Here is a 15,679-nt window from a genome sequence, read left to right as displayed (position 1 = left end):
GGGCGTTATGGTTTTGGATATTTCTCGGCGTGGCTTCATAAAATTGGGCACCGTCGCCGGCATCACCTTGATGATTGGGCGCTTGCCAACGGCAAATGCCACACAAGTCAATTCAGGACCCTCATCCACCGATTGGATGGGCAAAAATGGTCAAGCAAAATTCAGATGGGATGGCATTCGCAAAGTTACGGGACAAAAGAACTTTGCGCGTGATTATCGTGCCCGTGATTTAGAGGGTTGGCCAGATCAGCAGTGCTATGCATTGATGCTCAAAGTCACCAAAGCAGATCGCACCTTTGAAGGGGTGGATTTATCTGTGCTAGGAGATCTTCAGCCTGATCGTTTGATCCTGCAAGAGGATTTGGTGCGCGATGGCTTTAACATTCCGCAAGACACGAGCATGGGTAAAGGCTTTTATGGGCAAAATATTTTACTGCCAAAAGGCATGACGTCGCCCATTTTAGGCCATCCTGTGGCAATTTTAATTTATAAGGATTTCCCACGCTTCAATGCTGCTGAGCGCCTATTGCAATTTGATGACAGAGTCATTCAATATGGTGAAGTGACGGGCATTCGACCTTTTAATAACTATGGAGCAGCGCGTTATGTGCGCATTGGCGGGGCAACACCGTATGATCCATCAGTGTTTTCGCCGTATCAAGATGCTGCCATTAAAGGCAAATTTAAGGGCAATACCGTGATTTGGCTGCCTGAGGCAAAGCCGGATGATACGATGGTGCCAAGCTTTTTCCATAAGGATCGGGGCGGCGGTTTTTTACATGCCTTGCAACAAGCCCATCAAAAACCTGAGACGCAAAATAAAGGGATGGAGCATGCACAGGAAATTTCGCAAATGGTTAAGGCTGCGAAAAATGATCCGAATAAATTTGTGTTAGAGCGCCACGGTTTTTCTCAATCCATTGATCCTTGTGCGTTAGAGCCCGATAACTGCAATGCTTGGTTTGATGAACAAACAAAAACATTGCACATTTTAACCGCCACGCAATCTCCAGCTGGGGTTGCGAACATGGCTGCCGATTTGGTGAAGCATAATACAACAGTGGATGTGAAAAACATTGTCCTGCTCACTGGTTCAACGGTGGGTTATGGCTCTAAAGATTACTCTGTGTTCCCCATTTATGCGATGGCAGCGAGCTTTTACAGCGACGGGTTGCCGGTTCGCATGGCCAATAATCGCTATGATCAATTTCAAATGGGCATGAAGCGCCACGCAGTGGAGATGGATGTCACCATTGTGGGAGATAAAACCACAGGAAAATTTGAGATTCTCAAAGGCACCTACAGCTGCAATGGCGGCGGGCGCGAGAATTTATCTGTGGCGGTGTCCCATGTGGCGGTGCGCGGAGCGCAGTCCATCTATTATTTTCCAAAATCTGACCTCACTGCGTTAGCGATGGCAACGCCTGCGGTGGAAGCAGGATCGATGCGCGGCTTTGGTTCATTGCAATCGATGGCCATTACAGAAATGATGGTGGATGAATTGTCCGAGATCTTAAAGATCGATTCCATGACGCTGCGTCGCAACAATGCGATGCTCGAAGGGTATCCAAATACGCAAGGGGGCATCATTGCTGGTGATCCACGCAATGTGGAGATGCTCAATTTAGCAGAACAGCATCCAATGTGGCAAAATCGCGTGCGCGATAAAATTCGTTATGAAGCCAATCATCCAGGATTTTTATATGGTGTGGGTTTTGCACAGGTGCAGCAGGTGTATGGCTCAAGTGGTGTGCCTACCATTTTGTCCTTATCATTTGATGCTCAAGGCAACATCACCATGCGCCATTGTATGCAAGAGATTGGGACGGGCGGCACAACTGCTCAACAAGTGATGGTGTGGCAGGCGCTCAGTAAAGCACCTGATGTGGTGGAGTTTGGGGTGACAGAATTCCCTGAATTACCTTTACACACAAGCTGGGCAGATCAAAAGAAACAAGATGAGTTGGCCAAACATGATCCTTATTGGACGCCGGGCCTAATTCCGGACATGAGTTCCTCAAGCGGCGTGTATTACATTGGCTTTGGCACGCGTCAAGCGGGTAAATTCTTATTGGAAAATAGTTTATGGCCAGCCGCGAAAGCCATTTGGAGTCAAGGTGTGGGCGGTGGATCAATGAACAGCTTGAATCTATCGTTATCTGATTTACGTGTCACAGATCTTGGCATTGGCGGTGGCGGCATGAAGCCCATTCCCTTTGAAGTATTGGCGAAAAAAGCCCATGAAATGGGGTTGATTACAGGCGTTGCTGTGCATGCTTATTCAAGTTGGCAATGGGCGCGGGCTGATTTTGACATCCCAACGGTGGGTGCTTGTCATCTACCGTTAGATGCGTTGGCTGTGCAATATGGGGAAGGTGCACCTAAGCATTTACGGGATCAAATGACCACAGGCGGTTTTCATTTCATTGCCCGTAAAGAGGCATTTTTCCCGCCTACAGATCGTGGCGGTGCGGATCCCACAACCGTGACACCTGCAGCATGTTTGGTGGCGCTTGCCATTAATCAAGGCACGGGGGCAGTGCAAATTTTGCGTCATCATATGCTCATGAGTCCTGGGAAGATGATTGTGCCACAGTTGGTTTCTGGGCAGATTCAAGGTGGGACAGCGATGGGCATTGGGCATGCATTGATGGAAGAATTGCCCTTGTATGATGATGGTCCTGGTAATGGCACATGGAACTTTAACCGGTATATTTTACCGCGTGCTAAAGATGTGGCGGTGTGGCAACAAAGCACAGACTTTTTGCCGCCATTGTCAGAAACATCACCACCAAAAGGAATGGCGGAACTTGGCATGATTCCGATTTTGCCCGCCATTGGCAATGCAATTGCCCATGCAACAGGGCATCGCTTTTATGAATTTCCGATCACTGCAGAGAAGATTAAGCGCGTGCTACAAGCAAAGTAGATCGTTAGGGTGGTCGATGTCATAAATGGCGCCAAAATCATCCGTGTCGATCAAATGGCAAGTGTGTGCTTTGACCAACGCACTTGCCCCTTGATCGCCTGTCAGTTGCTTTAATTCAGGAAAAAAACTGTGATCAAACCCCACAGGATGTCCCGCTTGGCCTTGATGGATTGGGCGGGTAATGGGGTATTTAGTCAGGGCATGTTTAACCTTTGTGAGGGTCACGGGCTGAATGTAGGGTAAATCCGCCGGTAAAATCAGGATGCCTGTTGTATTGTTAGGCAAGGCTTGAATGCCTTGGCGAATGCTCTCGCCCATGCCATCGCTTTCGATGATTTGAATGGGGCTGCCCAGCGTTTGTGCCAATGCAATGACATCCGCTTCTTCTTGATTGACCACAATCAAAATGTCATCAGCATTGAAGGATTTTAACGCGGCTTGATGTGTCACAGTTAAAATTGGGCGCTCAAAGGGCGGCAATACATGGCATAATTTATGCCCATTGTGCAGAGCTTTAAAACGGCGACTGTGGCCAGCGGCAAGCAGTAATAGACGGATCATGGGCAATTTTGACTCACGCAAAGGGTTACCTAACGGTAACACAGATCCTTAAATAAAGGGGATGAATCATTGAAATGGATAAAAGTCCTTTGAATTATTTAAAAAAATCATAGCAAAATTTATATAATAAATAATTGATTTATATTAATTAAATGAATAATTGGTATACATCGGGTAACTTGTGGCGCTATAATGACTCGACTCTCTTGTAGGGGGTCGGTAATTTAGCCGATTTCCCCACAGCGTTTTATGAAGAAAGCTTCAATAAAATGGAGGGGGGTCTTAATTTGAAGATTTAATTTACTTCTCGACCTGATTTAAAGATTAACTTTTTAAATCATTCGGCGAAGAAGTATAGTCAAGTATCTTTTCTATTGATAGGAGTCAATCATGGCATTCGCAACAGTTAATCCTTACACCAATGAGCTCGTTAAAGAATTCCCAAGCGCGACAGAAGCAGAGATTGTTTCTGCCATCGACAAAGCGGATGCAGCATTCCAAAGCTGGAAAAACTTACCCGTTGCAGAACGTGTGAGCATTTTAGGCAAAGCGGCTAAACATTTGCGTGACAACATCGATGAACATGCCAAACTCATCACTTTAGAAATGGGTAAAGTGTTTGCTGAGTCTAAAGCAGAAGTGGAATTGTCTGCACAAATTTTAGAATACTACGTAAAACACGCAGAAGAACAATTACAACCGCGTAAACTTCCTGTGATGGATCCTGCGGAAGGCGAAGCCTCTTTAGTGTACGAGCCTTTAGGCGTATTGCTTGCCATCGAACCTTGGAACTTCCCGTATTATCAAGTGGCGCGTATTTTGGCACCACAATTGTCAGCGGGTAACACATTGATTTTAAAACATGCTTCAAACGTACCACAATGTGCTGCGGCGTTTGAAAAAATGATGTTAGAAGTGGGCTTACCTGAAGGCGTGTTCATCAACTTATTTGCTGAGCATCATCATGTGGAAACCATTTTACAAGATCCACGCGTGTGTGGCGTTGCATTGACAGGTTCTGAATTTGCAGGTTCTGCCGTTGCACAAGTTGCGGGTAAACACCTTAAAAAATCCATCATGGAATTAGGCGGTGCGGATGCATTTGTGGTATTAGATGATGCGGACATTGAAAAAACTGCCAAATGGGGCGTGTTTGGCCGTCATTGGAATGGTGGTCAAGTGTGTGTATCTTCTAAACGCATGATTGTGGATGCTAAAGTGTATGATGAATATTTAGAAAAATATACAGCAGGCGTGGCGGCATTGAAAGCGGGTGATCCGATGGATCCTGCCACACAATTGGCACCATTGTCTTCACAACGCGCGAAAGATGGTTTGTTAAAACAGATCGAAGAAGCTGTTAAACACGGCGCAACAGCCATTGAAGTGGGCGAAAAAGTTCCAGCTCAAGGATGCTTTGTTCAACCCACCATTTTAACAAATGTGACGCCAGATAACCCTGCGTACTATCAAGAGTTCTTTGGCCCTGTGTCCATGATCTTTAAAGCGAAAGATGAAGCCGATGCCATTCGCATTGCCAACGACTCACCTTTCGGTTTAGGTGGTTCTGTCTTTACATCTGACAATGAACGTGGTCGTAAAGTGGCACATCAAATCTCAACAGGTATGGTGTTTGTGAATCACCCAACCATGGTGAAAGCAGACTTACCATTTGGCGGTGTACGTCGCTCAGGCTTTGGTCGTGAATTGATCGATTTAGGCTTAAAAGAGTTCGTGAACCAAAAATTAGTGGACATCGTGGACATTGATGCACCGTTCTAAGCATTAAGTTTTTGAGATGATAGAGAGCCTCCTTCGGGAGGCTTTTTTGTGTCTTCTGGCTTTGTGGCTTATATTGATGCCAAGAGGAGGATTTATGAATCGACAAACAGCAACATGGGTTGGGCTCAGCGCGATTGTGCTGTGGAGTGCGAATGTGGGATTGCTTCGCCAAGTGGCGGTGCATTTTGGGGCAGTGGGCGGTGCGGCGTTAACATATTCAGTGGCGACTGTTTTTTTGCTCATCACGCTCGCACGCCCAAGCATCAAAGCCTTTAGTAAAACGTATCTCATTTGGGGCAGCCTCTTATTTGTGGCGTATGAAGTCTGTTTTTCGCTCGCCATTGGTTATGCAAATACGGCAGAGCAAGCCATTGAAGTGGGCATGGTCAATTATCTGTGGCCAACCTTTACCATTGTGGCGGCGATTTTATTCAATCATCAAAAAAGTAATCTTTGGATCATTCCGGGATTCATTGTGTCGTGTGCGGGCATTGTGTGGATTTTAGGGGGTGAAGCTGGCATCAGTGTATCGATGATGTTAGATAACATCAGTGATAATCCCTTAAGTTATGGTTTAGCCTTTGTGGGTGCTGTAATTTGGGCAGCCTATTGCATTGTGACGGCAAGGCTTGCAAAAGGACAAAATGGCATTACGCTCTTTTTCTTATTAGTGGCGATCACCTTATGGTTGCAATATGGATTGACGGGGCAATCAAGCATAGCGTTCAGTTGGATGGGTGCAGGTTATTTATTGATGGCAGGGGCAGCGATGGGATTTGGTTATGCCGCATGGAATGTGGGCATTTTACATGGCAATGTGACACTACTGGCCACCGCATCTTACTTTGTGCCAGTTTTGTCTGCTGTGTTGGCGGCGATTTTATTAAGTGCGCCGTTGTCTTTTTCCTTCTGGATGGGTGTTGTGTTGGTGTGTTTAGGGTCGATCATCTGTTTATGGTCCACACGCCATGCATAAAAAATCCCGCACGAGGCGGGATTTTATTCATCAGGATCAGTTAATTAGTAACCGACGTGATGATCATGCTCAATTTTACCTTTAAAGATGCGATGTACATAGAATGTATATGCAAGGATCATTGGCAATACAATCGCAACACCCCATAAGGTGAATTCTAATGACGCAGGGGCTGCACTTGCTTCCCAGATGGTCAATTTACCTAAGATGATGTCAGGGAAGATGCTGTATGAGAAACCAATGAAGGCACACAATACAATCAATACCGCACATAAGTAAGGCACCCAGTCATATTGGAAGGTATTGTCCACAGCGATTTTAGGCAACATACGGAAGATGATGAAGGCTAAAATCACACAGGCCAATGGCACAGGTGCTAAATAAATGATGTTCGGGAATGTGAACCATTTATTGTACACAGTTGTGCTCACAAGTGGCGTTGCCGCAGAGATCAATACGATCGCTAAGAAGGCTAAGAAAATGCTGTTTCTGACAGTTTTAATCGCCATTTGACGGATGTGATCTTTAGATTTAAAGATCAACCATGCAGAGCCTAACAATGCATAACCAAAGCAAACAGAAATGCCCACTAAAATGGCGAATGCCCAACCACCTAAAGAGGTGTCTAAACCTGTGGCATATAAACCCACCATCACACCTTGTGACAAGGTCGCAACGTATGAACCGATGGAGAACAATGCATCCCATAAACCTCTGTGATGTTCTTTGGCTGTATTACGGAAGTCAAATGCTGCACCGCGTAAAATTAAGCCACCAAGCATCAACACGGTCGGAATGTAAAGGGTCACTAAAATGTCGCCATAAGCTTTAGGGAAAGCAATGAAGATGACGCCAATCCCAAGGACGATCCAAGTTTCGTTCGCATCCCAAAATGGGTCAATCGTTGCCACCATAGAATCGCGATCCGCACGATTTTTCACAAATGGGAACAGTAAGCCCACGCCTAAGTCATAACCATCGAAAATGATGTAAAAGAAGACCGCCGCTGCCATTAAAAAGGCAAATATGACGGGTAGAATTGTTGCTGCATCCATGACCATGATTATGCTCCTTGTTTCGCAGTGTTATTTTTGATTGCTTTGTGTGTCATATAAAACAATACAGATAAGTAGCTCACTAAGATGAAGGCATAAAGTAAGCCGTACATTAACAATGAAGAGATCATCACTGTCATGCCGTGAGGTGCTGCGGCATCTGCTGTTTTAAGCACGCCATACACTAACCAAGGTTGACGACCAATTTCTGTCACATACCAACCGGCAATGACAGCGATCCAGCCTGAGAATGTCATGGCCACTAGGCCTTTTAACATCCAGTTAGACACTTCTTTTTTGCGCCACAATTGGAAAGCTGCAATCCATGAAGCAAAGAGCATTAAGAAGCCAATGCCCACCATGATTCTAAAGCTCCAGAAGACTTTTGCCACAGGTGGATGTTCTGCGAATGTGTTTAAACCACGGATTTCGCCATCCCATGTATGGGTTAAAATCAAGCTGCCTAAATGAGGCACCGCAAGGTCAAATTTATTTGAACGGGTCGCTTCATCAGGGAATGCAATGAGGTTTAATGCAGCGGGTGCTTCTGTTTCCCAGATGGCTTCGATGGCGGCTAATTTATCCGGTTGATGTTTTAACACCAATAAACCAGACATGTCACCCACGAAGATTTGTACAGGGATCAAAATGGCAGCCACAACCACACCTAAATGCATCGCGTGACGAGTGCCCGCAGCGCGGTCGCCTTTAAGCATACGGTATGCAGAGATACCCGCAACGATGAAGGCTGCTGTTAAGCCAGAGGCCAATAACATGTGCGCTAAGCGAGTCAAGAAGCTTGGGTTGAAGATCACTTCCCACCAGCTTGTGACATGGGCAACGCCATCGATCATTTCATAACCGGCTGGGGTTTGCATCCAAGAGTTCAATGCAATGATCCAGAAAGCTGAGAACGATGTACCCACCGCCACTAAAACCGTCGCGATGTTGTGTGTGCGATCAGAGACGCGGTTTTGACCAAAGAGCATCACACCTAAGAATGTGGCCTCTAAGAAGAACGCAGTCAATACTTCATAGCCCAATAACGGCCCTGCAATATTACCCACGGTTTCCATAAAGCCCGGCCAGTTTGTACCAAATTGGAAGCTCATGGTCACGCCTGTCACCACACCAATGGCGAAGCTCAACGCAAAGATTTTAACCCAGAAGTTATACGCATTTAACCAAGACTGATCTTGCGTTTTCTGATAACGTAGTTTAAAAAATAAAAGCATCCATGCCAACGCGATGTTAATGCTTGGGAAGATGATGTGAAATGTAATATTAATGGCAAATTGTATCCGTGCCAGTACGGTTGGATCTAGTTCCATTTTTGAACCTTTAATTTACAGTGGGGGAGGGCCAACATTATAGGATATTTTTATAGAATAGGGGGAGGCTTTCTATAAAAAAACTTTTATTTTGTCGTGTTTTCGAACAATTTTGTAAAAATTGTGTAGATTGTTTAAGGGCTTATCCATAAAAAATGTAAAATTGATCAAGGAGACAGAATCATGAACCATATCAAAAAAGTGTTAATTTCTTTAGGGGTGATGAGCCTTGTGGCTGCGTGTGCATCGAATGATCCTTATCGTGATCGTGGCACCCGTGAAAATGTGGTGTCAGGTGCGTTGATTGGGACGGCGGTGGGTGCTGGCGTTGGCGCATTGTCGAGCAAAAAACATCGTGGTCGCAATGCAGCGATTGGCGCAGGCATTGGGGCAGCGGCAGGGGCGACGACAGGTGCTGTGGCAACACAACGCACTTATTAATTGATTCATCATCATTAGAATGGAAGAACTATGAAAAAAATTGTGATGGCACTTTCGATGTCTGCATTGGTGCTCGCAGGGTGTACAACAAATCCTTACACAGGACAAGAGCAAGCAGCCGACAGTGGCGTAGGTGCCGCCATCGGTGCAATTGTGGGGGCAGGCATTGGAGCTTTATCAGATAAAGGTAAACCAGGACGCGGCGCTTTAATTGGTGCCGCAGGCGGCGCTGCTGTGGGCGGAGGCATTGGTTATTATTTAGATCAGCAGGAAGCGAAATTGCGCCAAAGCTTAGAAGGGACAGGCGTGAGCGTCACGCGTTATCCGGATCGCATTGTATTGAATATGCCGAACAGTTTAACGTTTGACACCAGCAGTTCTGTCCTTAAACCCTTTGGCGTACAAACCCTAAAAAGCGTGGCAGCTGTGCTAAAAGAGTACAACAAAACGGGCGCACGCATTGTGGGTTATACGGATTCTACCGGCACAATGGCCATCAATCAGCGTTTATCAAATGAGCGTGCACAAAGTGTTGCCAATGCGTTGGTATTGCAAGGCATCAGTGCAGCACGTTTAACCACATATGGGGCAGGACCTAGTGATCCGATTGCCTCAAATGCAACGCCAGAAGGGCGCGCTCAAAATCGCCGTGTAGAGATCACGTTGTATCCTTTACAATAGTTAAAAATTAAAAAAAGCAAACGGCGCTGATGTTGAGTGGGCGCCGTTTTTATATGTGTGCTTTAATGACTCTCTTCAATGTAGCCTAAAATCTCGCCAGCTTTAATGGCAATCCAGAGCTCGACAATATCTGCCGTTGAATTGATGGCGCGCGTTGTAATCTCCTGAATCTTTTGCATGCGATACACTAGGGTTTGTTTATGAATGTGCAGCTGCTTAGCGGTTTTCTCCCAAGCGCGATCATTTTCTAAAAAGATCTTTAACGTGTGTACATAGCGCGTATTTTTCTGCAGATCTTGTTGATACAGCGCCCCTAAATTGAGTTCAAAAATGCGCTCAGCATCTTGTAAATTTCTGGGCAATGTATAACGACTGTAATTTTGCTTGGCATAATGCTGCACAGGCAGTGCATCTGTCGTGTTTTTATATGCAAGCTTTGCTTCTGCAAAGGCATCATTGATGCGATGGATGGATTTAATGGGATCACTGATGCCCATGTGCTCAAAAAGATTGGCGAGCTTTTCAACATTGTGCGCTTCTGTCAGTAAAAATACGCGCTGCTTTTGAAAGAGGCACAAACCGCGGATGGCAAATTTAAAAAAGACTTTTTGATAATTAATGTCAGGCTTCGGTTTAGCAATGATGGCAATGCAATTATCAATGCTCACATTGTAATTTGGCAGCTTTTTCTCAATATACGCATCACCGATGCGCTCATTTAAAATGTCGTCTAAAAACTCGCTCGAGAGCAAACTGCGCTGATAGGAGTTCTCTTTACGCATCTCGATGTATAAGCTAAAGAGCAGGGTTAAGCTTTGCAATAATTCGCTGCTGATATTGCTGTCCTCAATCACAAGGCTAATGCCATGGGATTTTAATGGGATGATATTCAGCGTGGGGGCAGTTTTTTGGTAAATCTTTTGTGGCACATCGCTGTGCAGATCAAGGGTGGATAAAAGCTTTAAGCGCGTTTCACTCAATGGCTCAAAGCTGAACAATGTCTCTTTCGGATTGATGCTATTGACCAAATCAATGGGCATGTTTAAAAGGGCAGTGACGCGTGCGGTGAGTTCTTGCACATTGTGCTCACGAATCAATTCTTTGGAGTGCTCATATAATAATTTGACCAACTGATTGTTGATCACCTCTTTTTTGTCTTTATTGGCCTCAATGATGATTTTGGCGATCTCAATAAAGGGCACGTGATAATCAATGAATAGCACAGGGAAATCATATTGATCCGCCACTTCAATCAGCATTTTGAGGTCTTTAGGCGCGCTCATTTCAGTGGAAATCATTAAGCCGGCTAAGTTCGCGTTGATCAATCGCATGATGTAGTCTTTTTGTTTTAAACCATTTTTGGGGATGCCAAGACCGGTGGTCATGATTAAGTGGTTGGGCAAAACCCATTCGCTGGGGTTTTCTAATTCTGAGGTGTGCGCCCAAACAATTTTACGATGTGTGCCCTTGTGACCGCCCATTAATACGATCTTAAGCTCTGGTTTGTCGATTAAATCACGAATGGTGAGTTGCATGTTACGCCTTTAAAGTTGATCATACGATCGTATGAATTTATCATACATTTCATTATTTTTATCTAATTGTTATGAAATGAAGAACACAATACTATCGAATCAGTGATGAGAACTGAGTTTTGAAAGGATGGAATGGCTATAGTGATTTGAAAATATGTAAAATTTTTTATTCATAAATGTATTGTGAGACTTCAGAACAGCTACAAATGGCAAATAATAATCAAGAAGCTCATCAAAGTTACAGGGGAACGAGGAGAAAATATGAGGACTGTGAGTATGGAAGGATTAGCAAAGCCTTCAAGCCGAGAGATCAGCGCAGACAGCGTTGAAGGACAGGAGATGGAGACATTAGTCACCAAAAAATTAACATTGCTAGAAGGCGTGGCCATGATTGTGGGCACGAACATTGGCGCAGGTGTATTGGCCATCCCTTATGCATCGCGCAATTCAGGCTTTTTACCACTCTTTTTGTGGCTCATCATCATTGGCATCATCACCACGATCACGATGCTTTATGTGGCAGAATCTTCGCTTCGCACCAAAGCGCATCATCAGTTGAGTGGACTTGCACGTAAATATGTGGGTAAAGTGGGTTCATGGCTCATTTTTATCTCAATTTTTGCCAATACAACGGGCGCATTGATTGCTTATATGGCGGGCAGTGGCCGATTAATGAATGTGTTGTTTGGCATTCCGAATCAGCTCGGCAGCATTTTGTTTGCCATTCCGGCGGTTGGCATTTTATATGCAGGGCTCAAAGCCATTGGTAAAGGCGAGAAATACATCAGCATTACGATGGTGGCACTCATTTTAGTGCTCTCTTTTTCCACCATTTTTAATGTGAATACAAAAATTGAGCATTTGATGGAAGGGCGCTGGTCTTACATGATCCCCATCATCTATTTAGTGGTGTTCAGCTATTCTGCGCAATACATTGTGCCAGAGATTGCCCGCGGCCTTGCCCATAAGCCGAAGGAGTTGCCAAAAGCCATCATGATCGGCATGGCGTGCACATTCATCTTATTGACAACCGTGGCATTGTCTGTGATTTCATTAGCTGGCATTGAAGGCGTGGATGAAATTGCCACCATCACTTGGGGTAAATATTTAGGGGCATGGGCGGCGCTGATTGCCAACTTCTTTGCACTGTGTGCGATGCTCACCTCCTATTGGGGTTTGGCAGGCAGCTACTTTACCAACATTTTTGATCAATTTAAATTGGGCTCAGAAACGCATAAGCTTCGTCGTTTAACTGTGCTTGCTGTGATCTGTGTGCCACCCTTTATTTTGGCATATCGTGAAATGGTCTCATTTGGTCGTGCGCTTGAATTTGCTGGTGCAGTGGGCGGTGTGATTTTAGCCATTTTACCCATCATTATGTTGAAAAATGCTCGTAAAAATGGAGACATTCAGCCCGATTGGCAGTGCAATCGTTTGATCACAAGCGTGCCTGTGCAAACGATCATCGTGACCCTTTATGTTTTTGCGGCGCTCTACGCCGTCAGTGATTTGCTCTATAACATCAATCTATTGCCAACCCCAGTAGAAGAGATGCTCGTGAGCCTTAATGTGTTCATCCCAAAATAATAACGATCGACACGACAACCATTTTATTGAATTGATTTAAATTTTAAGGAGTTTCAAATGAGTACTTTACCTGAATTGCGCGAAGAATATGTGGCTCGCGGTGTCAGCACTGGTAACTTAAATGTGGCGAAAAGTGCTAAAAATTCAACCATCATCACGAAAGATGGCAAAGAGTTCATTGACTTTGCAGGCGCCATTGGCGTGATGAACGTCGGTCACAGCCATCCTAAAGTGATCGAGGCGATCAAAGCACAAGTGGAACACTTTACGCATCCTGGTTTTAACGTCATCATGTATGAAGGTTATGTGGAAGTGTGCCGCCGTTTGTGTGAAATCACCGCAGGGGATCACAAGAAAAAAGCATTGTTATTAAACTCAGGCGCGGAAGCGGTTGAAAATGCGGTGAAAATTTCTCGTAAATACACAGGCAGAAGCGGCGTTGTGGTCTTTAATCGCGCATTCCACGGTCGCACAAACTTAACGATGGGCATGACGAGTAAGGTGAAGCCTTATAAAGAAGGTTTTGGTCCATTTAACTCTGATGTTTTCCAAGCACCGTTCCCATTTGTCTACGAACGCCCAAGCAGCATGACGGAAGATGAGTACATCGATGAAGTGATCGCACGTTTTAAAGAGTTCTTTAAAGGCACAGTGTGCCCAAGCATGATCGCATGTGTTGTGATGGAACCTGTACAAGGCGAAGGTGGCTTCATCATTCCACCGAAACGCTTTGTGGAGTTCGTGTATAACTTCTGTCAAGAACATGGCATTGTGTTTGTGGCCGATGAAATTCAAGCCGGTTTTTGCCGCACCGGTAAACTCTTTGCGATGGAACACTTTGGCATTGTGCCAGATTTAATGACCACGTCTAAATCCTTAGCGGCAGGCATGCCTTTGAGTGCTGTGGTTGGGCGCGCTGAAATCATCAATGAACCGACAGCGGGTCAATTAGGCGGCACATTTGCCGGTAACCCGATTGCCTGTGCAGCTGCCCTTGCTGTGATGGACATTGTGGAAGAAGAGTCATTGAATGACAAATCAGAAGCATTGGGTGCGAAGCTTGAAGCCTTTTTGGTTGAGATGCAAAAAGATTATTCATTCATTGGGGACATTCGCCGTTTAGGTGCGATGGTTGCGGCAGAGTTAACAGATCCTGCCACAGGTTTAGCGGACTCAAAACGCACGAGCATCATCACAAAATATGCGAACGATAATGGATTATTGTTATTATCAGCAGGCTTACACGGCAATGTCATTCGCTTCTTGTCACCTTTGACCATCACTGATGAAGAATTGGCTAAGGGTTTAGCGATTCTCAAAGATGCATTAGCAGAAGCGAGCAAACAGTAGGAAGGATGAATTTCAATGAATGAATTAAAGGTTTACAATCCCGCAACGGGCGATCTATTGGCGCAATTGGCAATGGACAGCACGGAGCTGATTGAAACAAAACTCAAAGCAGGGCATGATGCCTTAACGGCGTGGCGCAACACTTCGGCCTATGAGCGATCGGCATTATTGACCAAATGGGCAGCGCTCATTGTGGCCAATAAAGCTGAGATTGCCAAAATCATGACGGAAGAGAATGGTAAACCATTGAAAGAATCCCTCGGTGAAGTGGACTACGCTGTGAGCTACTTAACGTGGTATGCAGAAGAGGCCAAACGCATTTATGGTCGCACCATTCCGGCAAGCTCAACGAATAAGCGCTTGATTGTCACACGCCAAGGTTTAGGTTTAGTGGCAGCAATCACGCCTTGGAACTTTCCGGCGGCGATGATGACGCGTAAAGCAGGGCCTGCATTGGCAGCCGGCTGTACGTTTATCGTCAAACCTGCAGAAGATACGCCATTGACCATGATTCGCTTAGTGGAATTAGCGCACGAAGCAGGCATCCCAAAAGATGTATTGCAATGCGTGATCGGTTATGGTCATGAAGTGGGTCCTGTATTTACTGCAAGCCCATATGTGCGCAAAATCACCTTTACAGGCTCAACGCCAGTGGGTAAACGCCTCATCAGTGAGAGCGCGGCAACGGTTAAACATATGTCAATGGAGTTAGGCGGACATGCGCCGTTCATCATCTGTGAAGATGCGGACATCGATTATGTGATTGGTCAAGCGATGGCGTCTAAGTTCAGAAATGCAGGGCAAACATGCGTTTGTGCGAACCGTTTCATTGTGCATCAATCCGTGCTTGCAGAGTTCAGTGAGAAGTTTGCTAAAGCTGCCCGCGCTCTTAAAATGGGTAATGGGATGGATGAAGCCACAGACATTGGCCCGCTCATCAATCAAAAAGGCTTTGATAAAGTGGTCTTTCAAATTGAGGATGCCAAAGCTAAAGGTGCCACAGTTTTAGCGGGCGGCAATACCTTTGCTGATCACGATAAGGGCACGTATTTTGTGGAACCCACTGTGCTGAGCAATGTTACGCTTGATATGAACATCATGTCAGAAGAGACATTTGGCCCAATCGCTCCCATCATTGCTTATGAAAACTTAGAAGATGCCATTGCCATTGCCAATGGTACGCCATTTGGTTTGGCGGCTTATTTCTTCACAGATAATTATAAGCGCGGCATTTATCTACAAGATCAACTCGATTTTGGGATTATAGGCTGGAATGATGGATTGCCAAGTGCTGCTCAAGTGCCATTTGGTGGTTTTAAAGAGAGTGGGCTTGGTCGTGAAGGCGGCATTGAAGGCATCGAGCCTTATTTGGAAACCAAATACCTTTCGATTGGTCAGTTGTAATTTGTTTCATTGAGTCGTACCTAGATTGATCCCACGTTGTGGGATCT

The 15,679-nt window shown here is 45.3% G+C and carries 12 protein-coding genes; 8 read left to right on the top strand and 4 right to left on the bottom strand.

From position 1 onward, the window contains the following. The first annotated feature begins 7 nt into the window (after positions 1 to 7). Positions 8 to 2,929: a xanthine dehydrogenase family protein molybdopterin-binding subunit gene (locus B9T10_RS02680; RefSeq protein WP_094537730.1), complete on the top strand. Its 2,922-nt coding sequence runs from the start codon at positions 8 to 10 to the stop codon at positions 2,927 to 2,929. Here B9T10_RS02680 and B9T10_RS02675 read toward each other — a convergent pair. Next, complete coding sequence (locus B9T10_RS02675; protein WP_094537729.1) at positions 2,915 to 3,532, bottom strand: nucleotidyltransferase family protein; 618 nt, start codon at positions 3,530 to 3,532, stop codon at positions 2,915 to 2,917. The two genes, B9T10_RS02680 and B9T10_RS02675, sit on opposite strands and share 15 nt — an antisense overlap. 348 nt (positions 3,533 to 3,880) lie before the next feature. On the opposite strand from B9T10_RS02675, the gene B9T10_RS02670 reads away from it, so the two are divergent. Then, positions 3,881 to 5,272, top strand: a complete 1,392-nt coding sequence (locus B9T10_RS02670; protein ID WP_094488504.1) for an NAD-dependent succinate-semialdehyde dehydrogenase — start codon at positions 3,881 to 3,883, stop codon at positions 5,270 to 5,272. A gap of 94 nt (positions 5,273 to 5,366) precedes the next feature. Next, positions 5,367 to 6,248: an aromatic amino acid DMT transporter YddG gene (yddG, locus tag B9T10_RS02665; RefSeq protein WP_008314857.1), complete on the top strand. Its 882-nt coding sequence runs from the start codon at positions 5,367 to 5,369 to the stop codon at positions 6,246 to 6,248. A 44-nt stretch (positions 6,249 to 6,292) separates the two neighbouring features. Here the strand turns inward: yddG and B9T10_RS02660 are convergent, their stop codons facing one another. Continuing rightward, complete coding sequence (locus tag B9T10_RS02660; RefSeq protein ID WP_008314855.1) at positions 6,293 to 7,309, bottom strand: cytochrome d ubiquinol oxidase subunit II; 1,017 nt, start codon at positions 7,307 to 7,309, stop codon at positions 6,293 to 6,295. Between the two features lie 2 nt (positions 7,310 to 7,311). After that, a complete protein-coding gene (locus B9T10_RS02655) occupies positions 7,312 to 8,634 on the bottom strand; it encodes a cytochrome ubiquinol oxidase subunit I (RefSeq protein WP_008314852.1) in 1,323 nt (440 codons plus the stop codon). A gap of 183 nt (positions 8,635 to 8,817) precedes the next feature. On the opposite strand from B9T10_RS02655, the gene B9T10_RS02650 reads away from it, so the two are divergent. Together B9T10_RS02650 and B9T10_RS02645 are read left to right on the top strand one after the other, a co-directional pair. After that, positions 8,818 to 9,075: a YMGG-like glycine zipper-containing protein gene (locus B9T10_RS02650; RefSeq protein ID WP_008314849.1), complete on the top strand. Its 258-nt coding sequence runs from the start codon at positions 8,818 to 8,820 to the stop codon at positions 9,073 to 9,075. Positions 9,076 to 9,105: 30 nt separating this feature from the next. Next, positions 9,106 to 9,756, top strand: a complete 651-nt coding sequence (locus tag B9T10_RS02645; RefSeq protein WP_008314848.1) for a YiaD family glycine zipper/OmpA-like lipoprotein — start codon at positions 9,106 to 9,108, stop codon at positions 9,754 to 9,756. 62 nt (positions 9,757 to 9,818) lie between these two features. Here the strand turns inward: B9T10_RS02645 and B9T10_RS02640 are convergent, their stop codons facing one another. After that, a complete protein-coding gene (locus B9T10_RS02640) occupies positions 9,819 to 11,291 on the bottom strand; it encodes a PucR family transcriptional regulator (protein ID WP_094537728.1) in 1,473 nt (490 codons plus the stop codon). A gap of 276 nt (positions 11,292 to 11,567) precedes the next feature. Here B9T10_RS02640 and B9T10_RS02635 point away from each other — a divergent pair, with 276 nt between their 5' ends. Genes B9T10_RS02635 through B9T10_RS02625 form a run of 3 tightly spaced genes read left to right on the top strand, consistent with a single transcriptional unit; the run spans position 11,568 to position 15,632 of the window. Further along, positions 11,568 to 12,878, top strand: coding sequence for an aromatic amino acid transport family protein (locus tag B9T10_RS02635; protein ID WP_094537727.1), 1,311 nt, complete (start codon positions 11,568 to 11,570; stop codon positions 12,876 to 12,878). Between the two features lie 57 nt (positions 12,879 to 12,935). Continuing rightward, positions 12,936 to 14,228, top strand: coding sequence for a 4-aminobutyrate--2-oxoglutarate transaminase (gene gabT, locus B9T10_RS02630; RefSeq protein ID WP_094493485.1), 1,293 nt, complete (start codon positions 12,936 to 12,938; stop codon positions 14,226 to 14,228). Between the two features lie 15 nt (positions 14,229 to 14,243). Continuing rightward, positions 14,244 to 15,632, top strand: a complete 1,389-nt coding sequence (locus tag B9T10_RS02625; protein ID WP_094537726.1) for an NAD-dependent succinate-semialdehyde dehydrogenase — start codon at positions 14,244 to 14,246, stop codon at positions 15,630 to 15,632. The last annotated feature ends 47 nt before the right edge of the window (positions 15,633 to 15,679 follow it).

The organism is Wohlfahrtiimonas chitiniclastica, from assembly GCF_002252325.1.
Lineage (GTDB): Bacteria > Pseudomonadota > Gammaproteobacteria > Cardiobacteriales > Wohlfahrtiimonadaceae > Wohlfahrtiimonas > Wohlfahrtiimonas chitiniclastica.
Note: the sequence above shows the minus strand (reverse complement) of the source record. Positions and strands in the feature narration are given on the sequence as shown.